The organism is Corynebacterium sp. UMB9976 (assembly GCF_030212265.1).
Classification (GTDB): Bacteria; Actinomycetota; Actinomycetes; order Mycobacteriales; family Mycobacteriaceae; genus Corynebacterium.
The window spans coordinates 22,991-47,744 of sequence record NZ_JASODY010000007.1 but is presented as its reverse complement, the minus strand read 5'-3'; the positions used below and the strand labels follow the sequence as shown (position 1 = coordinate 47,744).

22 protein-coding genes are annotated in these 24,754 nt (G+C 66.1%); 13 read left to right on the top strand and 9 right to left on the bottom strand.

The genetic code is table 11. The features are described 5' to 3' along the window. Positions 1-10 precede the first annotated feature (10 nt). Genes QP140_RS05050 through QP140_RS05040 form a run of 3 tightly spaced genes read left to right on the top strand, consistent with a single transcriptional unit; the run spans position 11 to position 2,837 of the window. Positions 11-1,132: a metal ABC transporter solute-binding protein, Zn/Mn family gene (locus tag QP140_RS05050; protein ID WP_284758540.1), complete on the top strand. Its 1,122-nt coding sequence runs from the start codon at positions 11-13 to the stop codon at positions 1,130-1,132. Beyond that, positions 1,129-1,830 (top strand): metal ABC transporter ATP-binding protein, encoded by a 702-nt coding sequence (locus QP140_RS05045; RefSeq protein ID WP_284758539.1) that lies wholly within the window; start codon positions 1,129-1,131, stop codon positions 1,828-1,830. The genes QP140_RS05050 and QP140_RS05045 overlap by 4 nt, the downstream gene beginning before the upstream one ends. After that, positions 1,827-2,837, top strand: coding sequence for a metal ABC transporter permease (locus tag QP140_RS05040; RefSeq protein WP_284758538.1), 1,011 nt, complete (start codon positions 1,827-1,829; stop codon positions 2,835-2,837). The genes QP140_RS05045 and QP140_RS05040 overlap by 4 nt, the downstream gene beginning before the upstream one ends. 91 nt (positions 2,838-2,928) lie before the next feature. On the opposite strand, the gene rlmB is transcribed toward QP140_RS05040, so the two are convergent. Continuing rightward, on the bottom strand, positions 2,929-3,882 hold the full coding sequence (gene rlmB / locus QP140_RS05035; protein WP_284758537.1) for a 23S rRNA (guanosine(2251)-2'-O)-methyltransferase RlmB: 954 nt from the start codon (positions 3,880-3,882) through the stop codon (positions 2,929-2,931). A gap of 94 nt (positions 3,883-3,976) precedes the next feature. Next, entirely contained in the window at positions 3,977-4,567 is a 591-nt protein-coding gene (locus QP140_RS05030) for a neocarzinostatin apoprotein domain-containing protein (protein WP_284758536.1), read from the bottom strand. Positions 4,568-4,666: 99 nt separating this feature from the next. On the opposite strand from QP140_RS05030, the gene QP140_RS05025 reads away from it, so the two are divergent. The 4 genes from QP140_RS05025 to QP140_RS05010 are packed head-to-tail and all read left to right on the top strand — an operon-like array spanning position 4,667 to position 8,361. After that, the gene (locus QP140_RS05025) at positions 4,667-5,716 is read left to right on the top strand and encodes a heme/hemin ABC transporter substrate-binding protein (RefSeq protein ID WP_284758535.1); all 1,050 of its coding nucleotides are present in this window, start codon (positions 4,667-4,669) and stop codon (positions 5,714-5,716) included. Then, the gene (locus QP140_RS05020) at positions 5,706-6,893 is read left to right on the top strand and encodes a FecCD family ABC transporter permease (RefSeq protein WP_284758534.1); all 1,188 of its coding nucleotides are present in this window, start codon (positions 5,706-5,708) and stop codon (positions 6,891-6,893) included. The genes QP140_RS05025 and QP140_RS05020 overlap by 11 nt, the downstream gene beginning before the upstream one ends. Beyond that, complete coding sequence (locus tag QP140_RS05015) at positions 6,893-7,669, top strand: heme ABC transporter ATP-binding protein (protein WP_284758533.1); 777 nt, start codon at positions 6,893-6,895, stop codon at positions 7,667-7,669. Before QP140_RS05020 ends, QP140_RS05015 begins: the two co-directional genes overlap by 1 nt. Positions 7,670-7,689: 20 nt before the next feature. Continuing rightward, complete coding sequence (locus tag QP140_RS05010; protein WP_284758532.1) at positions 7,690-8,361, top strand: biliverdin-producing heme oxygenase; 672 nt, start codon at positions 7,690-7,692, stop codon at positions 8,359-8,361. Between the two features lie 55 nt (positions 8,362-8,416). Here the strand turns inward: QP140_RS05010 and cysS are convergent, their stop codons facing one another. Beyond that, positions 8,417-9,916, bottom strand: a complete 1,500-nt coding sequence (gene cysS / locus QP140_RS05005) for a cysteine--tRNA ligase (RefSeq protein ID WP_442875005.1) — start codon at positions 9,914-9,916, stop codon at positions 8,417-8,419. A gap of 162 nt (positions 9,917-10,078) precedes the next feature. On the opposite strand from cysS, the gene QP140_RS05000 reads away from it, so the two are divergent. Continuing rightward, positions 10,079-10,909 carry a fumarylacetoacetate hydrolase family protein gene (locus tag QP140_RS05000; RefSeq protein ID WP_284758531.1) on the top strand — a complete coding sequence of 277 codons (831 nt, stop codon included), beginning with the start codon at positions 10,079-10,081 and terminating at the stop codon, positions 10,907-10,909. A 371-nt stretch (positions 10,910-11,280) separates the two neighbouring features. Here QP140_RS05000 and ispF read toward each other — a convergent pair whose 3' ends face one another. The 3 genes from ispF to QP140_RS04985 all read right to left on the bottom strand — a co-directional run bounded on the left by ispF (position 11,281) and on the right by QP140_RS04985 (position 13,219). Next, a complete protein-coding gene (gene ispF / locus QP140_RS04995; RefSeq protein WP_284758530.1) occupies positions 11,281-11,769 on the bottom strand; it encodes a 2-C-methyl-D-erythritol 2,4-cyclodiphosphate synthase in 489 nt (162 codons plus the stop codon). Then, a complete protein-coding gene (locus tag QP140_RS04990) occupies positions 11,766-12,584 on the bottom strand; it encodes an IspD/TarI family cytidylyltransferase (RefSeq protein ID WP_284758529.1) in 819 nt (272 codons plus the stop codon). The genes ispF and QP140_RS04990 overlap by 4 nt, the downstream gene beginning before the upstream one ends. A 62-nt stretch (positions 12,585-12,646) precedes the next feature. Further along, positions 12,647-13,219, bottom strand: a complete 573-nt coding sequence (locus QP140_RS04985; protein ID WP_012360912.1) for a CarD family transcriptional regulator — start codon at positions 13,217-13,219, stop codon at positions 12,647-12,649. A 322-nt stretch (positions 13,220-13,541) separates the two neighbouring features. Here QP140_RS04985 and QP140_RS04980 point away from each other — a divergent pair, with 322 nt between their 5' ends. Beyond that, positions 13,542-14,114, top strand: a complete 573-nt coding sequence (locus QP140_RS04980; protein WP_284758528.1) for a hypothetical protein — start codon at positions 13,542-13,544, stop codon at positions 14,112-14,114. 132 nt (positions 14,115-14,246) lie between these two features. Then, positions 14,247-15,647 carry a DNA repair protein RadA gene (gene radA / locus QP140_RS04975; RefSeq protein ID WP_442875003.1) on the top strand — a complete coding sequence of 467 codons (1,401 nt, stop codon included), beginning with the start codon at positions 14,247-14,249 and terminating at the stop codon, positions 15,645-15,647. 81 nt (positions 15,648-15,728) lie between these two features. Here the strand turns inward: radA and QP140_RS04970 are convergent, their stop codons facing one another. Then, the gene (locus QP140_RS04970; RefSeq protein ID WP_284758526.1) at positions 15,729-16,496 is read right to left on the bottom strand and encodes a hypothetical protein; all 768 of its coding nucleotides are present in this window, start codon (positions 16,494-16,496) and stop codon (positions 15,729-15,731) included. A 120-nt stretch (positions 16,497-16,616) separates the two neighbouring features. Then, the gene (locus QP140_RS04965) at positions 16,617-17,231 is read right to left on the bottom strand and encodes a carbonic anhydrase (RefSeq protein WP_070759760.1); all 615 of its coding nucleotides are present in this window, start codon (positions 17,229-17,231) and stop codon (positions 16,617-16,619) included. 286 nt (positions 17,232-17,517) lie between these two features. On the opposite strand from QP140_RS04965, the gene QP140_RS04960 reads away from it, so the two are divergent. From QP140_RS04960 to QP140_RS04950, 3 genes are all read left to right on the top strand, one after another. After that, positions 17,518-18,501 (top strand): A/G-specific adenine glycosylase, encoded by a 984-nt coding sequence (locus QP140_RS04960; RefSeq protein ID WP_284758525.1) that lies wholly within the window; start codon positions 17,518-17,520, stop codon positions 18,499-18,501. Between the two features lie 189 nt (positions 18,502-18,690). Beyond that, positions 18,691-20,082, top strand: coding sequence for a branched-chain amino acid transport system II carrier protein (brnQ, locus tag QP140_RS04955; protein WP_148812913.1), 1,392 nt, complete (start codon positions 18,691-18,693; stop codon positions 20,080-20,082). Between the two features lie 80 nt (positions 20,083-20,162). Beyond that, positions 20,163-21,536 carry a lipase family protein gene (locus QP140_RS04950; protein ID WP_284758524.1) on the top strand — a complete coding sequence of 458 codons (1,374 nt, stop codon included), beginning with the start codon at positions 20,163-20,165 and terminating at the stop codon, positions 21,534-21,536. A 204-nt stretch (positions 21,537-21,740) separates the two neighbouring features. Here the strand turns inward: QP140_RS04950 and QP140_RS04945 are convergent, their stop codons facing one another. After that, complete coding sequence (locus QP140_RS04945) at positions 21,741-24,425, bottom strand: ATP-dependent Clp protease ATP-binding subunit (protein ID WP_284758523.1); 2,685 nt, start codon at positions 24,423-24,425, stop codon at positions 21,741-21,743. Positions 24,426-24,754 lie beyond the last annotated feature (329 nt).

Sequence of the window (24,754 nt, the reverse complement as noted above, 5' to 3'; positions counted from 1 at the left end):
AGAAGTTTTTATGAACTTTAGTGCAACCACCCGCAAGCGCGGCGCCGCCATCTTCGGCGTCCTCACCCTCACCGCAGGCCTCGCCGCCTGCTCCGAGGGCGGCTCGCAGGACAACCCGGCCGAGAACACGGAATTCAAGATCGTCACCTCGACCCCGGTCTGGGGAGACATCGCCAAGGCGGTCATCGAGAGCGTCGACGGCGCGGAGAAGACCTTCTCCGTCGAGACCATCATGGAGAACAAGGACGACGATCCGCACGGCTACGAGGCCACCGCGGCCGACATCGCGAAGGCGAAGAGCGCGGACCTCATCGCTGCCAACGGCGCGGGCTACGACAACTGGCTCACCGATAATGCGGACGACGCCCCGGTCGTTTCCGCTCTCCCGCTGGCTGCGGCCCACACGCACGACCACGGCGATCACGACCACGGGCATGAGGGCCACGATCACGACCACGGCCACGAGGGTCACGATCACGAGGGCCACGATCACGGGCATGACCACGGGCATGATCACGGCGATCACGAGGGTCACGATCACGACCACGAGCACGCACATGACCATGAGGGCCACGACCACGACCATGGGCATGATCACGAGGGCCACGATCACGGACACGATCACGGCAGCGGCCAGAACCCGCACGCCTGGCTGGACATGGACATCGTCAACGCCTTCGCCGATAACCTCGCAGCCCAGCTCCACGAGCTCGACGAGGACTTCCCTGCCGAGCTGGACGAGGACGCCGAGATCAAGGAGAAGACCGCGTCCTACACCGAGCGCATGAAGAAGCTGCCGGCCAAGAAGGTTATGCTGACCGAGTCCGTCGCCGAGGCCATCGTCGAGGATTCCAGCCTCGAGGACATCACCCCAGAGTCCTTCGCCAAGGCCGTGGCCCGCGAGGCCGAGCCCTCCGCAGCAGACCTCGCCGCCGCGAAGAAGCTGATCACGGACGGCAAGCTGGACGTCCTGATCACTAACGAGCAGGCCCAGACCCCGGCCGCCGAAGAGCTGACGAAGGCCGCCAAGGATAAGGACGTTGCTACTGTAAACGTGAACGAAACCCCGGACCGGGGCACCACGTACTTCGACTACGTGGATGACATCCTCAAGCAGCTAGAGGACGCATGAGATTAGCGTTTCACAACGCCGCGATTGAACCCCTGTGGCGCGACCTCAACCTCGAGGTCGCCCCGGGGGAATTTCTCGCTATTTTGGGCTCAAACGGCGTGGGCAAGTCCACCCTCTTCCAGACCGTGCTGGGGCAGCGCGCGCTGACCCGCGGCAGCGTCGAGGTGGAAGGCACGATCGGCTACATCCCGCAGCAGCGAATGTTCCCCGCGAACCTGCCGATTCGCGCACGCGACCTCGTGGGCCTTTCCACCGCCCACGGCGTGTTCCGCAACCGCCGCCCCCGCCGGAAGCAGGTCGACGCCGCGCTCGCCGAGGTGGGCGCCGCCGGGCTCGCGAACCGCCGCGTCGGGGAGATGTCCGGTGGCCAGCAGCAGCTGATCCGCCAGGCCCAGGCGCTCGCAGGCGACCCGGAGATCCTGCTGTGCGACGAGCCGCTGCTCTCCATGGACCTGCGCGCCCAGCGCGCCACCGTTGAGCTGCTGGAGCGCCAGCGGCGGGAACGCAACGCCGCGGTGCTGTTCATCACGCACAACATCAACCCGATCCTCGAGGTCACCGACCGGGTTCTCTACATCACCCCGCACGGGCACCGGCAGGGCACGGTCAAGGAAGTCATGAACACCGAAACCCTCTCGGAGCTGTACCAGACCGAGGTGAAGGTCATCGAGGTCGATGGGAAGGTGATCGTCCTATGAGCGAGTTTCACACCGGCCAGTGGTGGGCGGACACCCTCGCCCTGCTGGGCGTGGATTTCGTGCAGCAGTCCATCCTCGCGGCCCTGTTGCTGGGGGTGCTCTCCGGGGCGATCGCGCCGATCATCGTGATGCGCAATATGAGTTTCGCGGCACACAGCACCGGCGAGCTCGCGCTAATGGGTGCGGCGGCCGCCCTGCTCTTCGGCTTCAGCGTCTCCTGGGGCGCGCTCCTCGGCGCGGTCTGCGCGGCGGTGATCCTCGGGGTGGTGGGCGCCCGGGAGCAGGATTCCATCGTCGCCGTGGTGTTGAGCTTCGGCATGGGTCTTTCCGTGCTGTTTATCTACCTCTACCCGGGGCGCTCCTCCACCGCCTTTAGCCTGCTCACCGGCCAGATCGTTGGCGTGAGCTCGTCGAATATGAAGATGCTGGCGGTTATGACGGTGATCGTGGTCGCGGTCATCGCGCTGCTGTGGCGGCCGCTGCTTTTCGCCACCGTGGATCCAACGATGGCCGCTGCCAGCGGGGTGAAGGTGCGGTTGCTTTCCGTCCTCTTCGCCGCCTTGCTGGGCGCGGTGGCCAGCCAGGGCGTGCAGATCGTGGGAGCCCTGCTGCTGATCGCCCTGCTGATCACCCCAGGTGCGGCAGCAGTGAAGGTCACCGCCAACCCCTTGGTCGCCGTGGTTCTTTCCGCGGTGTTCTCGGTGACGGCTGCGGTGGGTGGCCTAGTGCTCTCGCTGGCGCCCGGTCTGCCGGTCTCCGTCTTCGTGACGACGCTGAGCTTCCTGATCTACCTGGTCTGCTGGTTCATCGAGTGGCTGCGGGGTCGCCGGATGGACGCCGACGAGGTGCGCGCCGCCTCCTATGCCGCAGGCCAGGGCTTAAGTGGGGTCGCCGGCCGGGCCGACCAGTCGGGCGCGGCCGGCCTGAGCTCTCAGCCGGGCACCGATAGTTCCGTGCCGCTGTGCGAGGCGGACTCCTGCGCCAACCCGGAGAACCACCAGCGCTGAGAGCCTCGGAAACGGGCTCATCCCCCGTTCACCTCATAGAAAAGGCCGCGCTAGCACTCGCTAGCGCGGCCGTTCGCTTGAATATCTGGCCCTACTTCTTCGCCACGCGGCGCTGGCGGGCGAACTCACTCAGCACCACGCCCGCAGCCACGGAGGCGTTGAGGGACTCAACCTTGTCGGCCATCGGGATCGAGAGGATCGTATCCGCGGTCTCCCCGACCAGGCGGGATAGACCCTTGCCCTCACTGCCGACGACGACCACCGTCGGCGTCGTGCCGTCGTAGGTGTCCAGCGTGTGGTCCCCGCCGGCGTCCAGACCGACGACCTGGTAGCCGTTCTGCTGGAACTGCTTCAGCGCGCGCACCATGTTCGTCGCCTTCGCGACCGGCAGGCGCGCCGCCGTCCCCGCGGAGGTCCGCCAGGTCACGGCGGTGACGGACGCGCTGCGACGCTCCGGGATCACCACGCCGTGGCCACCGAAGGCCGCCACGGAGCGGATCACCGCACCCAAGTTGCGCGGGTCGGTGATGTTATCCAGCGCCACGACCAGGCCGGGGGTGGCGGAGTCCGCGGCGCGCTCGATGAGGTCGTGGACATCTGCGTACTTATACGGCGGGATCTGCAGGCCAATGCCCTGGTGCAGCCCGTTGCCGGTCATGCGGTCCAGCTCCTGGCGGCTGACCTCCAGGACCGAGATACCGCGGCTGGAGCAGATGTGGACGGCCTCGGAGAGGCGGTCGTCGTTGCCGGTGCCCTCCGCGACGTACAGGGCGGACGCCGGGACGCTCGCGTGCAGGCACTCCACCACGGGGTTGCGGCCGACGACCAGCTCGTTGCCACCGAAGGCATCGCGGCGGTCGTGCGCCCCGGATGCCCGGCGCTGCGCGGCCTTCTTGCGCTTGTGCGCCTGGTGGTAGACGCGGTCCTCCGCCTTCGGGGTCGGACCCTTACCACGGAGGCCGCGGCGCTTCTCCCCGGCCGAGCCCTTCGACGGGCCCTTCTTGTTCTTGCGTACGCCGCCGTGCCGTCGCGAGTTGCCAGCCATCGTGCTCCCTAGTTGTGCGTGAATTATCGAGCACCAAGTCTATCGCCCCAGCGCCCATTCACACTATTGCCCGGCCACTGCTTTGCTGCTGTGGCTAGCTGGCGAAGGTAACCGGGATGTCTGCGACGTCCTCGAAGCCCTCGGTGTGGTCACCGAAAATCTTCAGAACGCATTCCTGCGTGGCGCAGTCGACGGCCTGGCCCTTCTGCTTTGCGGTCAGCTCGAACTCGGTCTCGCCTGCCGGGGAGAGGCTGGCGGTGCCGCCGTCCTTCTGCGTGATCCACTGCTGGGTTCCGGCCTCACCCCGCTCGCCGGTGCAGTCTGGCATCGGCTTACCCGGGACGCCTTCCGCAGCACAGATGGCGCCGTAGTAGCCCGCCTCCGGGTCCAGGCCGGTGACCTTGACGGAGATCTTCTGCCCATCTGCGAGGTTTTCAACTGGGTCTGCGGTGATCTTCACCTCGCCGCCTTCTGCAGCCTCGGCGCTTTCGCTGGACTCGGCGGCAGCGGACGTGCTCGGGGCCTCGCTCGATGCCTCGCTGGCTGGCGCTTCGGTGGTGGCGGTGGCCGACGCCTGCTCTTCCGATCCATCGTCTGAGCATGCTGCCAGCAGGGGCAGGCTCAATGCCATGAGTGCGGCGATAGCGGTTGCTGCGCGTGGGCGTGCGGTGCGGATTGTCTTCATTCTGGAACCCCTTCCTAAGGTAAAGCTAGGTTATGCTAGCCTCACCGAGGTTAACCTAACCTATGTTGTTATAGTCAAGAATTCCTAAGGACGCTCACCATGCGGACACCCCCACAGCGCGCACTTCTGCCGCTTTCCCTCGTGGCGGCGCTTGCCCTGAGCAGCTGCGGGGCACCAAGTTCGGGGCCCTCCCCCGAGGCCGAGCAGTCGCAGGCAACCTCGGCAGAAAAGACAGCAACTACTCGCGACGGCGAGAGTTCACACACCCCTACCCCCACGGGCCACGTCTCTGCACACCTCCCCAGCCGCGACCCCGACGTCCTCGTCGACCGGGAGACGGTGGAGCAGTCCCCGGCGCGGGACGCCCGCATCCTCACGCTAGATCGCGCAGGTGCGCTATCCCGTGCGGTATGGGCGCTGGGCATGGGGGAAAACCTCATCGGGCGAGACACCGCTTCCGATTTCCCGGGAGTCAAAGACCTCCCCCTGGTCACCCCCGGCGGCCACTCGATCAACGCCGAAACGGTGCTGGGCCTGCGCCCCGATATCATCCTCACCGATGGTTCGATCGGTCCGAGCCGGGTCATGAAGAAGCTGCGGGCAACTGGGGTGAAGGTCATCGATATCACCGCAGAACGCACCCCGGAGACCATCGGCACCCTCGTCGAGGAGGTCGCCGTCGGGATCGGCCTCGAGCAAGCCGCGGACCAGGTCACAGACCAGATCAACGAAAAGCTCAACCGGGCCACCGCATCCGCGCAGTCCCGCGCAGATGGCCGCAAAATGATGATCCTCTACGTGCGAGGAACCGGTGTGGCGATGATCGCCGGGCCGGAATCCGGTGGCCGAAGCCTCATCGAAAGGCTCGGCGGTACTGACGCCGGCGAGAAGCTGGGCATCAATGGCAGCTTCACCCCACTGACCCCCGAAGCGCTCATCGAGACTGCCCCAGACACGCTCATCGTCATGAGCAGTGGCCTGGAATCCGTCGGCGGAGTCAATGGCCTGCTGGAGGTTCCGGGCGTATCCCAGACCCCAGCGGGGAAGAACCGCTCCGTGCTGGACGTTCCGGATTCCGAACTGCTCTCCTTCGGGCCAAATACCCCGGGTGTCATCGATGCGATGGCGGAGGCGCTCTATGGCGACTAGCCTGCTCAAAAAGCAATCCAAGGCGCCTCGTTCGACTGCAGCCAAGGGCGGCCAAGCCACCGGGCTCGTCTTCCAACGCGACCCGCGGCGGGCCATCCGGAGGCGGTGGAACCGCCTGCGTGCCGCCAAAACCTCAGCGGTGATTACCACTCTCGCGGTTGGTCTGGTCGCGGCCATCCTGTGGTCCGTCGTGGTCGGACAATTCGGGGCCAGCGCTGGGCAGTCCCTCCGCTCCCTGGCGCACATCGTCACCGGCCTTGGGCAATCAACATCCCTTGATGTGGTGCTGTGGGAGGTCCGCCTGCCCCGGGTCTCCCTAGCCGCCATCGTCGGCGCGGGGCTGGCGGTCTCCGGCCTGGCGCTGCAAGCGGTGTTCGCTAACCCGCTGGCCGAACCCGGATTGATCGGTGTCTCCTCTGGTGCCGCAGTCGGGGCGTCGCTGGCCACCGTGCTCAGCACAGCGAGCGCTGCCGGAGCCCTTGGGTTGAGCAGCGCGGGGCTGGCAGCGATCCTGACCTCGAATTGGACCATCGCCATCGGCGCCTTCGCCGGCGGAATCGCAGCGACCGCCATCGTCGCAGCAAGCGCACGCGGAAGCCGCGACATTGCGCGCATCATCCTCGTCGGCGTGGCCGTCAACGCCGTGTGTGGTGGGATCGTCTCTTTCCTGACCTACATCGCCAGCACCACGGCGCGGGATCGCATCGTCTTCTGGCAAATGGGCAGCTTCGCGAGCGCCGACTGGTCCCAGGTGGGGATCATCCTGGCGCTCACCACCCCAGCCACCGCCCTGCTCTGGGTGCTAGCACCCAAGCTCGACATCCTGAGCTTAGGGGAATCCCAGGCCGGACACCTCGGAATCAACGTGGTCGCGCTCCGCCGCGTGGTCATCGCTATCGCAGCGCTTGTCGTGGCTGCAGGTGTGGCGTTCTCCGGGATCATCGTGTTCATCGGGCTCGTGGTTCCGCATGCCCTGCGGCTACTCATCGGCCCCGGCCACCGCGCACTCGTTCCCGCGTGTTTCCTCGGTGGTGCGCTCGCCGCCACATTGGCAGACCTCGCCGCCCGGGCGCTGATCACCGGCACCGATCTGCCGCTGGGAATGCTGACTTCCATCGTGGGCGGCCCGATCTTCTTCTGGCTGCTGATTCGTTCCGATAGGTCGGTGAAGCACTAATGAGCATCACAGTAGAAAACCTGCATTTCAGCGTGGACGATCACGAATTACTGGACGACGTCAGCTTCACCGCTGCCGCCGGCCAGGTCACCGCGCTGGTGGGGCCGAACGGTGCCGGAAAATCAACCTTGCTCGCCGCGATCGCTGGCGACTTCGACATCAACTCCGGGCAGATCCTCCTCGCGGGCGAGGACGTCAGCCAGCTGAACAGCAAGCAGCTCGCGCGACGGCGGGCGGTACTCACCCAGCACCACCCGATCGGTGTGCCCTTCACGGCGGAGGAGGTTCTCGACTTCGGCCGGCACCCGTGGTCCACGCCGGACCCACAGCTTCGCCAGGAGGTGATCGCCACCTGCGAGATCGAGCACCTCCTCCCCCGGGTTCTCCCCACTCTCTCCGGCGGCGAGCGCGCCCGCGTGCACTGCGCCCGGGTGTTCTACCAGGACACCCCCGTGGTCCTGCTGGATGAACCCACCGCGGCTTTGGACCTGGCGCATGCCGAGGACGTCCTCAAAGCGATGCGCAGCCTCGCCGACGAGGGAAAGACGGTCGTGGTGGTTCTCCATGACCTCGCCGCCGCGGCGGCCTACGCCGACCACATCGTGGTCCTCAGCAGTGGCTGTGTGTTCGCCCAAGGCGCCCCCACCGAGGTCCTCAGCTCCGGGCTCATCAGCGCCATCTACGACGCCGATGTGGAAATACTCCAGGACTCGGCGGGCAACCCGGTCGCGCTCCCCCGGCGCAGAACAAACCCCAGTTCGCTCAAGAATCTTTAACCCTTACGGAAGGAAAACCCATGACCACCGCCACCCAGAACACCTTCTATGCCGAGGGTCAGCTCTCCGCCCTGCTCAAGAGCGAGACCGCCCAGGCGCACCACGACGCTGAAAACTCAGTGTTCATGACCCAGCTGCTGGACGGAAAGCTGGATATCAACGCGGTGGCTGCTCTGACTGGCCAGCTCTACTTCATCTACGAAGCCCTCGAATCCGCGGTACGGGCGAACCAGGACACAGCGGAACTGGCCCCGATCTACGATCCGCGCCTGGAGCGGCTTTCTGCGCTGGAGTCCGACCTGGAGCAGCTCTACGGCGGACAGTGGCGCGAGCACATTGCACCGCTGCCGGCGACCCAGAACTACGTCGAGGCCCTGCGCGAAATCGGCACGGAACAGGACGGCGCGGCAGCGCTGGCCCACCACTACGTCCGCTACCTGGGTGATATGTCGGGCGGTCAGGTCATCGCCCGCATGTTTGAGAAGTACTACGGCCTGGATGAGCGCAGCACGTCCTTCTATGATTTCGACGCCATCGGCCGGATCAAGCCCTACCGCGACCGCTACCGCATCACGCTCAACCAGCTCGAGCTCGGCGCCGAGGCCAAAGAAAATATCATTGACTGCGCCAGCGCGGCCTTCGCCATGAACCAGGCGGTGTTCCAGGCCCTAGCTGAGCAGCACGTCCGTTAAACCGCCCACCCCGGCCGGGGCGCCGGCGCCACGGGCGTGCCTCAGCGGAGCGGCACTACTCCTTCAGGCTCCACTGAGCCCCATCGGCGGTATCAGTGACCTCGATACCGGCTGCCGTGAGCCGGTCGCGGACCTCGTCCGCCACCGCCCAGTTCTTCTCCGCGCGAGCCTCCGCCCGGCGCTGCAGGTCGTCCTGCACCAGGGAATCTAGGGCGGTCATCGCTGCCGAAGAGCCCTGCCCGGCCATCGTCTGCTCCAGCCAGTGCTCGTCGAACGGGTCCACGCCGAGGACGCTCATCATCGCACGAACCTGCCCCGCGACCCGCATCACCGTCTCAGTGTCCTTGACCTCGAGGGCCTTATTACCCTCGCGGACGGCGTCGTGGATGACGGCCAGCGCCTGCGGCACCGCGAGGTCGTCATTCATCTTCTCGGCGAAGGCCTCCGGCCACTGGCCCACGGCCACCAGCTGTTCCGGGCCGCGGGCAGCCTGATCCCCGGCCGAGGCGGGGGCGTCGTCCTCAATGGCGGCGAGGTAGGCGGCCGCACGCAGCAGGAACTTCTCAATCCTGCGGTAACCGGCGGCGGCCTCGGCGAGTGCGGACTCGGAGTACTCCAGCATGGAGCGGTAGTGGCCGCTGCCCAGGTAGTAGCGCAGCTCCACCGGGCGGACCTTCTCCAGGATGTTCGGCACGCTCAGCACGTTGCCGAGCGACTTGGACATCTTCTCCCCGCTCATGGTCACCCAGCCGTTGTGCATCCAGTACTGGGCAAAGCCATCCCCGGCTGCGGTGGCCTGGGCGGCCTCGTTCTCGTGGTGCGGGAACTGCAGGTCCAGCCCGCCGGCGTGAATGTCGAACTCCCCTCCCAGGTAGTTCGTCGCCATCGCGGAGCACTCGATGTGCCAGCCCGGGCGCCCCCGGCCCCACGGCGTATCCCAGGCGGGCTCGCCCGGCTTGGCGGCCTTCCACATCGTGAAGTCGCGGGGGTCCTTCTTACCCGTGCCCGCGGACTCGCCCTGGTCCAGCTCGTCGAGCTTCTGACCAGAAAGGAAGCCGTAGTTCTCGATCGAGGCGGGCTGGGCATACACGTTGCCGTCGGCGGCATAACCGTGGCCGTTATCGATGATGCGCTGCATGTACTCGATCATCTGCGGGACGTGCCCGGTCGCCCGCGGCTCCACGGACGGAGGCAGCACGCCCAGCTGGTCATATGCCCAGGTAAAAGCGCGCTCGTGGGTGGCTGCCCACTCCCACCAGGGGCGGTTGTTCTCCGCGGCCTTGGTCAGGATCTTGTCGTCGATGTCGGTGACGTTGCGGACGAACGCGACGTCGTAGCCCTGGGCGAGCAGCCAGCGGCGCAGGACGTCGAAGGCCACACCGGAACGCACGTGCCCGATGTGTGGGATGGACTGCACGGTGGCGCCACACAGGTAGATGGAAACCTTGCCTTCGCGCAGCGGGGTGAACTCGCGGACCTTGCGGCTCGCGGTGTCGTAGATGCGCAGCTGGAGCGGCATCGGCTCCGACGCGTCGGTGGGCAAAGAATCAACCATGGTTGGCCGCCTTCTAGGGTCTCGCAGGTTTTTGCTCTGGCGGGCCAGGGCGGATACGCCCCGCGCCCCTCGTCACCGCAATTGTACTTCGGTGGCCGGTGGCTGCCGACCGGAAGGCTATCCTCGGTAGGCAGTCACCAAAAGACCTGCCCGAGGAGGATCATGGCCCACCGCCTAGCAACCATCGAAACCGCCGGCCGCCTGCGCACCATCCGTGTGGAGAGCTTCGACGGCACCCACGGCACCGGCACTGTCCTGGCCGACGGGGATCTCGGGGGTTTTCTTCAGGACGTCACCCTCTCGGCCTCCGCGAGCGCCGGGGAGAGCATTGAGTTCTCGGCCCGTCAGTTGGCTCCGGTGATCCCGAACCCGAGGAAGGTGCTGTGCACCGGGTTGAATTTCCGGGAGCACATCGTGGAGATGGGGCATCCGGTGCCGGATCACCCCACGCTGTTCGCGAAGTTCGCCACGGCGCTGACCACCCCTTATGGGAATGTGCGGGTGCCACGTGCAATGGCGCAGAAGCTGGATTATGAGGGCGAGCTGGCGATCGTGATGGGGCACGGTGGCCAGATCGCGGGCTATGCGGTGATGAATGACTTCTCGCAGCGGGATTGGCAGTACCGCACCCAACAGTGGCTGCAGGGTAAGAATCTGGACGAGTCCAGCGCGCTCGGCCCGTGGCTGACGATGGCCACGGATGAGAAGGGTCAGCCCTTCGACCCGGTGGCGGAAGGCGCGATGCTGCGGACCTGGGTGAACGGGGAGCTGCGCCAGGAGCACAGCCTCGCCGACCTGGTGTTCAAGCCGCAGGAGCTGGTCGAGTACGTGGAGAACTTCGCCACGCTGGAGGCTGGCGACGTCATCGCTCTCGGCACACCGGCAGGCGTGGGCCACGGGATGACGCCGCCCCAGTACCTGGGGCACGGGGACACCGTCGAAGTTGAAATCGAGGGCCTGGGCCGGATCTCCAGCACCATCGACGTGCGCTAATTCTTAGGCCGACCATAAAACGGATTTAGCCAAAAACCTTCCGCACCCACCATCGGGCAATATATTGAATATTGCCCTTGGCCGCGTGAACCACATTCGGAAGAAGTAGAGCCCACCGATGCACAGCTGGTTGATATTTCTCATCCTCGCAGTGGGGGCTGCCGTCGGCGCGGCCTCGTCTTCCCACCACTACCGGCACGGAGACGCAGCGCTAGGGCGAACGACGTTGCTCGGAACCACACTGCTCGGGATCCCCGCAGTAGTCATCCTTATTCTGATCCTCAAGGATGGACCCCGCTCAGCGAGCACCGTGGAGCTTCTAGGTTTCGCGATTTACACCTTCATCGTGTCCATTTTCGTGGGCACGCAATTTAAGCGCCAGCCTTCCACACAACCGCGGTAGCGAGAGCAGCCACGCCCTCCCCGCGGCCGGTGAAGCCCATCTTGTCGGTGGTCGTCGCGGAAACGGACACCGGCGCCCCGACGAGCTCGGTGAGACGGCGCTCGGCTTCCTCCCGGCGCGGCCCCATCTTCGGCCTATTGCCGATCATCTGGGCGGCAACGTTGCCGATCGTGAAGCCGTTCTCGGCCAGTAGTTGACGGCACTCCGTGATCAGGCGCTCCCCCGAGACACCGTCGTATTCCTTGCGTCCCACGCCGACGAAGCTGCCCAGGTCCCCCAACCCGGAGGCGCTGAGCAGTGCGTCGACGATGACGTGGCTGACCACGTCGCCGTCGGAGTGCCCTTCGCAGCCATCGGCGCCATCGAAGAACAGCCCGGCCATCCAGCAGGGCTTGCCGGGTTCGACCTGGTGGGCGTCGGAGGCGATGCCGACGCGGGGGATAATCGGCTGGGTCATGGGTGCTCGTTCCTTCCTTGGTCGACCATCATTTCAGCGATGGCGAAGTCCCGCGGGGTGGTGATCTTCATCGCGCGGTCATCGCCGGTGGTGATGGCTACGGGATAGTCCGCGAGCTCCATGATGGAGGCATCGTCAGTGGCCAGGCGGGCGTGCCCACGGCCGAGCTCCAGGCCTGCCTGGTACTTCCGGTTGGCATCCATCAGCGCGGAGAAGAGGAAGCCCTGCGGGGTCTGCACCGCCACCAGGCCATCGCGGGCCGGGGTGCCGGTGACCATCCCGTCCGCAATGGTCTTGATCGTGTCCGTCACCGGCAGGGCGGGAACCACACCCGCCGCGGTACCCGCCTCCCCGTGGGTGCGGACCTGCTCGACGATGTGGGCGATCATTGCAGGTGGGGTGAGGCAGCGGGCGGCGTCGTGCACCAGCACGATCGCCTCGTCCACCTGCGCGCATTCCACGCAGTCCACCGGCGAGCCGAGCTCGCCCTCCACGAGCTGCAGGCCGGCGAAGACACTATCGGAGCGCTCGGATCCCCCGGTTCCGGTACTCACTCGCATCCCTGCCCACGCGGCCTGGTTCGCGGGATCGTCGAGAATCTCCGCCATGCGTCCCTGCATGTCCGGGCTGATCATGACAAAGGTTCGCCCCACCACCCCGGAACTGGCGAGCCCGTCCAGCGCCCGCTCCACGAGGGTGCGCCCCGCCAGTTCCACGAAGGCCTTAGGCTGATCGGCGCCCAGCCTGGTGCCGCTCCCCGCCGCCGCGATGACGGCCACCACGGGCAGCGCTGCAGTATCGGTCTTGGAAAACACGTCTCACCCGGCGCTCTCTACTCGTTGAGCCACCCTCGAGGGACGGCTGGCAACCGTGGCTGTTACTTGTTGAGCTCGTCGTCGAGATCGATGGCGGCGTCCCCCTCGGTATCCGCCGCACGGGCGGCAGCGGCCTGCTCACGGTGGCGCTCGATGGTCTCGTGCATCTCGGCCAGCATCGCGTCGGCCTTCTTATCGTCGACGCCATCGGCCAGCGCGAGCTCGCCCACCAGGATCTGGCGGGCCTTAGCCAGCATGCGCTTCTCGCCTGCCGAGAGGCCACGATCCTGGTCACGGCGCCACAGATCACGAACCACCTCGGCGACCTTGTTCTGGTCACCGGAAGTCAGTCGCTCCTGGTTGGCCTTGTACCGGCGGGACCAGTTGCCTGCCTCCTCGACGTCCGTCTCGCGCAGCACGGAGAAGACCTTGAGCAGACCCTCCTCGCCGACGACGTCGCGCACACCCACCTTCTCGGCGTTCGCGGCCGGGACGCGGACGGAAAGGTCACCCTGGTAGAGGCGCAGCACCAGGTAGTCCACCGTCTCACCCTTGAACTCGCGCTGCTCGATCCCCTCGATCTGAGCTGCGCCGTGGTGTGGGTATACGACCGTGTCGCCGACCTTGAAATCCATCCGTGACCTTCCTATTTACGCCCTCGTTGCGCTTTAAAAACCGTGTTCGAGCATACCCGATCGGCCCGCTGCCTGCAGAAAGGCCCGGTCCCGCAGGAAAGCTTCAACGCTTCGACCAGCGCGCACCGACGCCGGAGGGCGACGTCCCCAAATAATAGGGGTAACAACGGGGTGGGATTAGGGGAAAGCGGTGGCCTGAACTAGGAATCTGCCCACCCAAGAGGCTATTCTGTGAAGCAGCTATAAGTTTCCGGCCAATTTGCGCCGGGTACGATGACCACAACTGTTGAAAGGCCTTAACCGGCCTAGGCCTAGCCTCACAATGGAGGATCAGAACGTGAAGTCTCAGAAGTCGACCGTTGTCCGCGGTGCCCTCGCCATCGTTGCTGCAGGTGCCGCCCTGGGCATGACCGCTTGCTCCGCTGGTCAGATCACCCAGACCGCAGAGCAGGCACCGGCCGTGAACGGCCTGCACGCCAAGGAAGGCAACGTGGACGTCGCGGACGTCTCCGTGGTTCTGGGCGCCGACGGCAAGCCGTCCCTGAAGTTCACCGCTTCCAACGCGGAGAACGACGGCAAGGACCTCAAGCTGGTCTCCGCTTCCGTGGACGGCCAGGCTGTGAGCCTGAACGAGACCATCAAGCCGGGCTGCAACCTCGTCGTGGACCGCGAGGATGCTCTGAAGGACCTGGAGAAGGGCGCTAAGGATCAGAAGTGCCTCAGCTACGCCGCTGGTGACGTCTCCGGCGTGAAGGACCTCTACGTCGGCGGTCAGAAGCCGGTGGAGATCAAGTTCGACGATGCTGAGTTCTCCCTGAACGCACCGGTCGTCGCTTACACCCCGGAGGCTGGCGCCTTCGACCGCGACAAGGATGGCCAGCCGACCGACAAGTAGTCGCTACTCGGTTTTAGGTCTGCCGCCGCTCCCGTTGTTGGGGCGGCGGTTTTTGCTTTTCTGCGGGCACTGACCTGGGATGTTCGATTATCGGCGCGCTCGGCGGAGGGGGTGTCTGCACCGCTGCCTAGAATGACCGGCATGGCAACAAAGCGGAGCTCGAAAACCAGCTACGAATGCACCGAGTGCGGCTACGTCCTGTCCAAGTGGATGGGGCGCTGCCCCAGCTGCGGTGAATGGGGCACGCTCGAGGAACGCCGCCCCGCCTCCGCGAGTACCGCCGGGTCCCGCTCCGGCTCCCGGCATCTCGCCGGAGCTACCAGCGATGCCCTGCCTGTCACGGAGATCGACCCGCAGATCGCCAACCACATCCCCACCGGCTCGGCGGAGCTGGACCGGGTGTTGGGCGGTGGCATCGTCCCCGGTTCTGCGGTGCTGCTCGCGGGCGAACCGGGCGTGGGCAAGTCCACGCTGCTGCTGGAGGTGTCCGCCAACTGGGCCAAGGCCAACCGCTCGGTGCTGATCATCACCGCCGAGGAGTCCGTCGGCCAGGTACGCCACCGCGCGGAGCGCACCAACGCGCTCTCCGAAAAGCTCTACATCGCCGCCGAGCACGACCTGGAGCAGGCGCTGCACCACGTGGATACGGTCAAGCCCGAGCTGATCATTGTGGACTCCCTGCAAACCATGAACGCCAGCGGCGTGGAGGGCGTGCCGGGCGGGGTGACCCAAACCCGCGCCGTGACGTCCACCCTGACCACCCTGGCGAAGCAGTCCGGCACCCCGGTGCTGGCGGTGGGGCACGTGACGAAGGACGGCAACGTCGCCGGGCCGCGCACCATCGAGCACCTCGTGGACGTCGTCCTGCACTTCGAGGGCGATCAACACTCCTCCCTGCGTTTCCTCCGCGGCATCAAGAACCGCTTCGGCCCCACTGAGGAGGTCGGCTGCTTCGAGCAGACAGCGGAGGGAATCAAGGAGGTGACGGACCCCTCGGGGCTGTTCTTGAATCACCGCACCGAGTCCGTGACCGGCACTGCGGTCACCGTGAAGATGGATGGCCGCCGGGCACTCGTCGGGGAGATCCAAACGCTCGCGGTGGAGACCGAGCAGGGCAATCCGAAGCGCTTCGTCACCGGCATCGAATCGGGCCGGGTGTCCATGATGCTCGCGGTGCTCGCCCAACGCTGCGGGATGCAGCTGGGGCGCCGGGAGGTCTACGCCGCGACCGTGGGCGGGATGCGGATCAGCGAGCCGGCCGCAGACCTCGCGCTGGGTCTGGCGCTGGCCTCCACGGCCCAGGACGAGCCACTCCCCCTCGGCCTGTGCGCGATGGGCGAGGTAGGCCTGGGCGGCGAGGTGCGGCGCATCCCGGAGATCAACCAGCGGCTCTCCGAGGCCGCGCGGCTGGGGATGAAGCACGCGATCATCCCGGCGGGCACCAGCCCGAGCGTGCCGAAGGGTTTGGAGGTGCACCAGGTCAAGAACATCGGCCAGGCGCTCGGCGTGGTGCGGCGGCTGCGCGAAAGCTAGCCGCGGGGGCTCCCGCCGCGGGGCTCGTTGTGTGAGGCGCCGGGGCTAATGCCACGGGCGACCCAGGCACGGGGCTAGCCGCTAGCTCATGTTGAACGTCGCAGGCTGGGAGACGTTATCCCCCAGGTGCGCGTAGAGCAGGTAGCTGCCCGGACCCACCGGCTGGCGGGCATCGCACTGATCCGGTGCGGAGGTGGTCCGGGACCAGGAGCCCATCTTGTAGTTCTGGCTCTCCCCCGCCTCGATCGTCACTTCCCCGGTGATGGAGGGCTCGTTGCAGTCCAGGTCGCCCCACACGCGGTGGTAGTCATCCATCGCGAAGACCTCGAAGAGCAGCTTGGCCTCGTCCACGTCGATCACGCAATCCGCCTTCGTGGGGTTCGCGATCTTCGCGTAGAAGGTCGGCTCCTCGCCCGGGTCGAAGGTGGACTTACCCGGCACCGCGGTCACGCGCAGATCCGCGAGCTCACAGCTGGTCTTCTCCGCGGCCGGGTCCTTCGGCTCGGCGTCCTTCTTCTTGTCCTCGGACTTCTTCGCGGCCTGCTTTTCGGATTCGGCCTTCTTGTCCTTCGCGTCCGGCTTCTTTTCTTTTCCGGACGTCCGCGCCGCACTACTGCTCTGCGTGGTATCCGCCGCGGGCGTGCTGGCGTCCTCCTGGGAGCCGCCGAGGGAACTGAGGAGCCACCAGAGCAGGAGGATCACTACGACAACCGCGGCGATCGCGGCGATGCGCCTACGACGGTAGACCTCGGGCGGCAGCGGTGGCTGGGCATCACGAGGTGGGCGCTGGCCCCGTTCGGGGTCGCGGCGCCGGAAGCTGTCTCCTGTGTTCCCTGGTCCTGCGTTCACAGCCCCAGATTTTAGTCTGCTTACCTCGAATAATGGCGCTTAAACACACCCCCACCCGCCAGGTAGGGAGGCGGCGAGAACCGACTCGAGGCAGTGGCGGGCGCAGCAGCCCCGAGCAGCCTAGAGCTGGTCTTCATCCAAACCGAAGGAGATCAGCGGCTCGGCCAAGCCGTCCTCCAGGCGGTAGCGCAGACCCACGACCGCGCAGCGACCCTGCTCCACCTGCTGCTGGATCTCCGGGGACCGGTCCATGATGTGGCGGGTGATCTCCACGACGTGCTGCTTCTCGAAGTCCTGGGAACCCTCCCGGCCCTCGCGGCGGGCAGCCAAGAGGGATGGGGTGACCTTCTCCACCAGCACGCGCTGGAAACCGTTCGGCAGCTGGCCGGTATTCAGCGCGGTCTGCGCCGCGGCCACCGCACCGCAGGCCTCGTGGCCCAGCACCAGCACCAGCGGCACGCCCAGCCCGTCCACGGCGAACTCCAGGGAGGCCAGCACGGACAGGTCCGTGATCTCCCCGGCGGTGCGGATCACGAAGACATCCCCCAGACCCTGGTCGAAGACGATCTCAACCGGCACGCGGGAGTCCGAGCACGCCAGGACCACAGCGTGCGGGCGCTGGCCTGCAGTGAGGACATGGCGGCGGTTGACGTCCTGATTCGGGTGGGCAACATCCTCGCTCATGAAGCGGCGGTTGCCATCTCGCATCGCGACCCAGGCCTGCTCCGGGGTCATGGTCTGCTGCTGGGCGGTAGCCTCCGGCGACTCTGTGTTGGCCTGCTGGCCAGGTACAGTATTCGAAGGGCTTTCAGGGCTGCGGGAGTCAGTCATGGCTTCAATCTTGCTCTTAAAGCTTTCCCAGGACAATTTTGTAGGACAATCCGGCAGGTGGGAACCCCCACCGCCTTCGAACAACCGCTGTAATCCACTCTCCGATGCGCTTTCACCAGGCACCCCGCCCACACCGCGCGGGACACATCGCAGGGCAAGGTTCACCCCGACACCCCGGGGAGGTGGCCGCATGACACTCCCAACCGCAGAGGGTCAGCAGGAAACCACCTTCGACCTTGCCCTCATCAGCGCACTGAACCACTGGTTCGCACGCAACGCGCGCGACCTGCCCTGGCGCCACGTCGGCACCAGCCCGTGGGCAATCCTGGTGAGTGAAGTGATGTCGCAGCAGACCCCCGTCGCCCGCGTCGCCCCGCGGTGGCAGGCCTGGCTGCAGCGCTGGCCCACCCCGGCCGCGCTCGCAACCGCTGCCACCGCGGACGTCATCCGCGAATGGGGAAACCTGGGCTATCCGCGCCGCGCCCTGCGGCTGCAGGAATGCGCCCAGGCCTGCGTGGAGCGCTTCGACGGGGAACTGCCCAGCAGCGTCGCCGAACTGGAAAGCCTGCCCGGGGTCGGCAGCTACACCGCCCGTGCGGTGGCCGCCTACGCCTTCGAGCAGGCGGTTCCCGTGGTGGACACCAACGTCCGTCGCGTGTGCCACCGGGCAGCCCACGGCAACTTCCTGCAGGGACCGGCTCGCAGCCGCGACCTGGCGGACGTCGCCGACATGATGCCTTGGGTGGACCACGACCCCACCCTGGACCGGCGCGGCTACCGCAACGCGGGGCACGACCGGCGTCACCGGGACGCGGCACTACTCATGACCGCCTCCCTGATGGAGCTCGGCAGTCTGATCTGTCAGGCCCGCACCCCACAGTGCGAGCTCTGCCCCATCGCCGCGCGCTGCGCGTGGGTGGCGGCAGGCAAGCCCGAGCCGACGGAAGAGGAAAAATCCGCCGCCGCCCGGCGCGTCCAGAAGTTCGAAGGCACGGACCGCCAGGTTCGGGGCCTCGTCCTCAAAACCCTGAGAGAATCTGCGACCACCCACGTCGCAGTCGACGAGATCGATCAACTGTGGCCCGATCGGGTTCAGCTTTCGCGAGCGGTGGATTCCCTCGTGGCTGACCGGCTGATCGAGCGCACCCACGCCGGGATTACCCTTCCCGACTAGTTGATTCTTACTGGGGCACCCTAACCTCTACTTAAATACGTTTATTCTGATCCGCCACTGGTTCAGCCTCGAGCGGCACCACCGCCACAACCGGCCGCGCTTGCTCACGCCACCCCACCCGGGGGTGTGGTTGAACCTGGTCCTAGGCCGCCACCGCGCGGATCGTCGTTGTAGAAAGGCCCTCATTTCATGAGTTCCGGAACCTCCACTCAGTCCGCGGCTGGCCGTGGCACGGCGAAACCCGCCGCCTCGATCTTCGCCGTCGGGCTGATGCTGTTTTCGATGTTCTTCGGCGCCGGCAACCTGATCTTCCCGCCCATGCTGGGGATCGAGTCCGGCGAGAACTTCACCCCCGCCATCATCGGCTTCATCCTCACCGGCGTGCTGCTGCCGACCATCACGATCATCGCGGTGGCTATCTCCGGCGCCGGGGTGCGCCAGCTGGCGTCGCGCGCGGGCGCGGCGTTCGGCCTGGTGTTTTCCATCGCCGCCTACCTATCCATCGGCTCCTTCTACGCCATGCCGCGCGCCGCCGCGATCGGCTACGAGCTGGGCATCGAGTCCACCTTCGGTCTGTCCGGCCAGGCGTGGCGCCTGGTGACCACCGCGATCTTCTTCACGGTGGCTTTCGCGATCGTCCTGTTCCCCGGCAAGGTCGCTGACACCCTGGGTAACTTCCTGACGCCGCTGCTGCTGGCCTTGATCGCCATCCTCGCGGTGCTGGGTTTCATGAAGCTCAACGGCGAACCCGCTGCCGCGACCGGCGAGTACGCCAGCAGCCCGCTGACCGCGGGCATCCTGGAAGGCTACTTCACGATGGACTCCATCGCGGCGATGGCCTTCGCGATCATCGTGGTGAGCTCCTTCAACGCCCACGGCGTCAAGGAGCGCAAGACGGTCGTCAAGTACTCCTCGATCGCCGCGGTGCTGGCTGGTTTCTTCCTGCTGATCGTGTACCTCGCCCTGGGCGTGATGGGCACGAAGATGCCGGATAAGGGGCAGTACTCGGACGGTGCAGCGGTGCTGTCGCAGGCGTCGAAGCTCTCCCTGGGAACGGCCGGTGACATGGTCTTCTCCGGCGTGGTTCTGCTCGCCTGCTTGACGACGGCGGTTGGCCTGATCGCGGCGTCGGCGTCCTTCTTCCACGAGCTGGTTCCCGCGATCAGCTACCGCTGGTGGTCCGTGGTCTTCACCCTGATTGGCTTCACGGTGGCCAACCTCGGCCTGGAGAAAATCCTGAGCTTCTCCGGCCCGATCATCGGCCTGATCTACCCGCCGGCAATCGCGCTGATCGCGGTGACCTTCACGCAGCTGGCGGTGCGTGGCCGCCCGATTCCGCTGACCTACCGCGCTGCCGTGGCAGTCGCCCTGGTGTTCTCCATCATCGACCTGCTGAGCGACCTGCTGGGCGAGGCGATGGACGGTATCACCGGTGCCCTGAGTGTGATTCCGCTGTACCCGGAGGGCCTGGGCTGGGTGCTGCCCACGATCGTCGTTGGCGCTATTGCGCTGGTGGTGGACCTGAGCCGGAAGGATTCGGGCCACGAGGCTGACGCGCTGGCTGTTGCCGAAGCGGAATAGTAATTTTCCCGACACAATAGTGTTCCTGCCGATAGGATCTAGCTGTTAACTGCCGGTCACGATCCTTCCAAGGAGCACGCATGTTCAGCCTTCGCTCGGACAACTTCCGACGCACCAGCCGCGCGGCGAGCCTCACCGCCGCCGCTGCCATCACCGCCGTCGCGCTGCCACTTTCTGTGGCCGGCGCGGCGGCGTCCCCGCTTTATGGCTCCGTCGAGGGCGCGTGGCGGGGCTCGTCGGAGATGGGTTCCGGGGCCGCGCTCGGCAGCTCCATGCCGAACTACGATCCGGATAACTTCTACAGCTCCCTGCCGGAGTACGTGGAGGGCAAGCCCGGCCAGGTGCTGAAGACCGGCCCGAGCACGCTCGCACTGGGGCTGCCGTTCGTGGACCTGACGAACAGCAAGGCAACCCGCGTGGCCTACGTGTCCACCGATTCGAATGGCAAGACCATTCCGGTCGCCGGCACCATCTACGAGTCCTCGAAGCCGTGGCGGGGCAAGGGGCCGCGCCCGCTGATGCTGATCGCCCCGGGCACCCAGGGCTCCTCCAACGCCTGTGCGCCGGGCAAGCTCGCGCCGTGGGGGGTGGAGTACGAGGCGCTGCCCGCCCTGCAGGCACTGATGCGCGGCTGGGATGTCGCGCTGACCGACCTGCCGGGCCTGGGGACCCGCGCGCAGCACACGTACATGAACCGCGTGGCCCAGGGGAACGCGACGCTGGATATCGGCCGCGCCGCGAAAAACATGGGCATCCGTGGGGTCAGCGACAAGACCCCGGTGGCGACCTGGGGCTACTCCCAGGGCGGTGGGGCAAGTGCTTCTGCCCTGGAGCTGGCGGATTCCTACGCCCCGGAGCTGAACCTCGTCGCAGGCTACGCGGGCGGCATCCCGGCGAACCTGGGCGTGGTGGCGGGCGCCATCGATAACGGCGCGCTCGCCGCTGCCCTCGGCTACGCCATCAACGGCCTGCTGTACTCCGATCCGGAGCTGCGCGAGCCGATCTACTCGAAGCTCAACGACAAGGGCCGGAAGCTGCTGGAGCAGACGAAGGACGAGTGCGTGCCGGAGTCGCTGATCCGCCATGCTTATAAGGACACCCGCACGCTCACGAAGGATGGCTCCTCCCTAACGCAGCTGATGCAGGAGGAGCCGATCGCCAGCGCGGTGCAGAAGCAGCTGATCGGCACGCTCTCCCCGTCCGTCCCGGTGTACATCGGGCAGGGTAGGAACGACGACACGATCCCAGCCTCCCAGGCTCGCGATCTGGCCCGCAGCTGGCTGGGCAAGGGTGCGAAGGTGTACTACCGGGAGCAGAACGTGCCGAGCGTAGCCCCGCTGGTGGATCACGTGATCCCGATGTTGGCGAACCTCTCCCCCGCTGTGCTGTGGCTGGAGAAGGTCATCAATGGCCAGCCTTATGAGCTGTCCACCGCAGATCAGATCCCGCGCTAGAAGCATGCTGCGGGGTCACCCATCCCGACCCCGCACGCCCCCCGCACTGCACCGGCATTGCTTCGGCACTGCCTCTGCGCTAACTCCGCGCCGCACGGACGGATAGCACCCCAGGCATAGCAAGAGCCGCGGCCACCCGTTACTGGGTGTGCCGCGGCTCTTTAGCTGTGGCCGGTCTCCGCTTATACCGGCCCAGGGAGGGGGTTAGTCCTCGGACTTGCCCTCGGAGCCGGTGCTCTCGCCGGCAGCGTCCTCCTCAGGCACGTCCCCGGCTGCCGCGGAGGCGACAGAGGCCTTGGCCTCCTCGGCCGGGCTGTGGTGCTCCTCGCCGCCCTCGACCTCGAAGTCAGCGGCGTCGAACTCCGGCAGCGGCTTCGGCTTGGAGCCGAAGACGAACTTCGCATCCTTGCCGGCGGACTCGCCGTCCCAGTTCTCCACGTCCACGGTGACGATCTCGCCTGCACCGAACTCGCCGAAGAGGATCTTCTCGGAGAGCTCGTCCTCGATCTCGCGCTGGATCGTGCGACGCAGCGGGCGGGCACCCAGGACCGGATCGAAGCCGCGCTTGGCGAGCAGGTTCTTGGCCTTCTCGCTGACCTCGATGCCCATGTCCTTGTCCTCCAGGGCGCGGCGAACACGGCCCATGAGCAGGTCCACCATCTGGACGATCTGCGCGCGGGTGAGCTGGTGGAAGACCACGATGTCGTCGATACGGTTCAGGAACTCCGGGCGGAAGTGCTTCTTCAGCTCGTCATCCACCTTGGACTTCATCCGCTCGTACTGCGCGGCCTCGTCCTGCTCGCCGGCGTTGGAGAAGCCCATGCCCACGGCCTTGGAGATATCCCTGGTCCCCAGGTTCGAGGTGAAGATCAGCACCGTGTTCTTGAAGTCCACGATGCGGCCCTGGCCATCGGTCAGGCGACCTTCCTCCAGCACCTGCAGCAGGGTGTTGTAGATGTCCTTATCGGCCTTCTCGATCTCGTCGAAGAGGACGACGGAGAACGGCTTGCGGCGGACCTTCTCGGTCAGCTGGCCGCCCTCGTCGTAGCCGACGTATCCCGGAGGGGCACCGAAGAGGCGGGAGGCGGTGAACTTGTCGTGGAACTCACCCATGTCCACCTGGATCAGGGCGTCGTCGTCGCCGAAGAGGAACTCGGCGAGTGCCTTGGACAGCTCCGTCTTACCCACACCGGACGGACCGGCGAAGATGAAGGAGCCGGACGGGCGGTTCGGGTCCTTCAGGCCGGCACGGGTGCGGCGGATCGCGCGGGAGACGGCCTTGACGGCGTCGTCCTGGCCGATGATGCGCTTGTGCAGCTCGCCTTCCATGTCCAGCAGTCGGGAGGACTCCTCCTCCGTGAGCTTGAACACCGGGATGCCGGTCCAGTTGGCCAGCACCTCTGCGATCTGCTCCTCGTCGACCTCGGCGACTTCATCGAGCTCGCCGGCGCGCCAGGCCTTTTCCTTCTCGGCGCGCTCCTCGGTCAGGGTGCGCTCGTCGTCGCGCAGTGCCGCTGCCTTCTCGAAGTCCTGCTCATCGATCGCGGCCTCCTTCTTGCGGCGGACCTCAGCGATCTTGTCGTCGACTTCCTGGACGGACTTCGGTGCTGTGAGGCGCTTGATGCGCATGCGCGCGCCTGCCTCGTCGAGCAGGTCGACGGCCTTATCCGGCAGGAAGCGGTCGTTGATGTAGCGGTCGGCCAGGGTGGCGGCGGAACGCAGGGCACCGTCGGTGATGGACACACGGTGGTGAGCCTCGTAGCGGTCGCGCAGACCCTTCAGGATCTCGATGGTGTCCGCGACGGACGGCTCCGGCACCTGAACCGGCTGGAAACGGCGCTCCAGGGCGGCGTCCTTCTCGATGTGCTTGCGGTACTCCTCCAGCGTGGTGGCACCGATGGTCTGCAGCTCGCCGCGGGCCAGCTTCGGCTTCAGGATGGAGGCGGCGTCGATCGCGCCCTCCGCGGCACCGGCACCGACGAGGGTGTGGATCTCGTCGATAAACAGGATGATGTCGCCACGCTGGTTGATCTCCTTGAGCACCTTCTTCAGGCGCTCCTCGAAGTCACCACGGTAGCGGGAGCCAGCAACCAGGGAACCCAGATCCAGGGAGTAAACCTGCTTATCGCGCAGGGTCTCCGGGACCTTGCCGTTGACGATATCCAGGGCCAGGCCCTCGACGACGGCAGTCTTACCCACACCCGGCTCACCGATGAGCACCGGGTTGTTCTTGGTGCGGCGGGAGAGCACCTGCATGATGCGCTCGATCTCGCCGGCGCGGCCGACGACGGGGTCCAGCTTGCCGTCCTTGGCAGCCTGCGTGAGGTTGCGACCGAACTGGTCCAGGACCAGGGAGTTGGACTTCTGGCCTGCCTTGGCTCCGCCCTGGCCGGACGGGGCGACACCGGCCACGGCCGGCTGGTCCGGGGCCTCCTCGTGCTCGCCGCCACCCTCGTAGCCGGAAAGCAGCTGGATAACCTGCTGGCGAACGCGGGACAGATCGGCGCCCAGCTTCACCAGCACCTGGGCAGCGACGCCCTCGCCCTCGCGGATGAGGCCGAGCAGGATGTGCTCAGTGCCGATGTACTTGTGGCCAAGCTGCAGCGCCTCGCGCAGAGCCAGCTCCAGCACCTTCTTGGCGCGCGGGGTAAACGGGATATAACCGCTCGGCGGGTTGCCACCGGAACCGATGATCTCCTTCACCTCGGTGCGCACCGCGTCGAGGGAAATTCCCATGGACTCGAGCGCCTTGGCAGCTACGCCCTCACCCTCTTGGATCAACCCCAGGAGGATGTGCTCGGTACCGATGTAATTGTGATTCAGCGCTCGCGCTTCCTCTTGTGCCAAGACGACAACGCGTCGTGCCCGGTCGGTAAACCTTTCGAACATTTATCTTCCTTTTCGCTCGTGCGCTTTGATGCCCCACCATAACTGGGCAAGCGCCTTCCTTGAATCGCATTCCATGCAACGCCGGACCCCACGCGGAGTATTCCGACGCACTCTACCGCCCGTGCCATATGAAAAGGCCAGCTCAGAAGTGTTTTTTATGGGCTGAAATCACGAGTTTTCAGCCTGTACGCCCCTAGCGAACACCCGCCAAAACCCGCCATTTTTATCGCCTAGCGCGCCCCCTCCGCACCGATATCACTAAATCGAAACGTGATCCACGTCACTTAGATAGGGTGACCAACATAGCTATTAGGTGAACAAAGCTACTC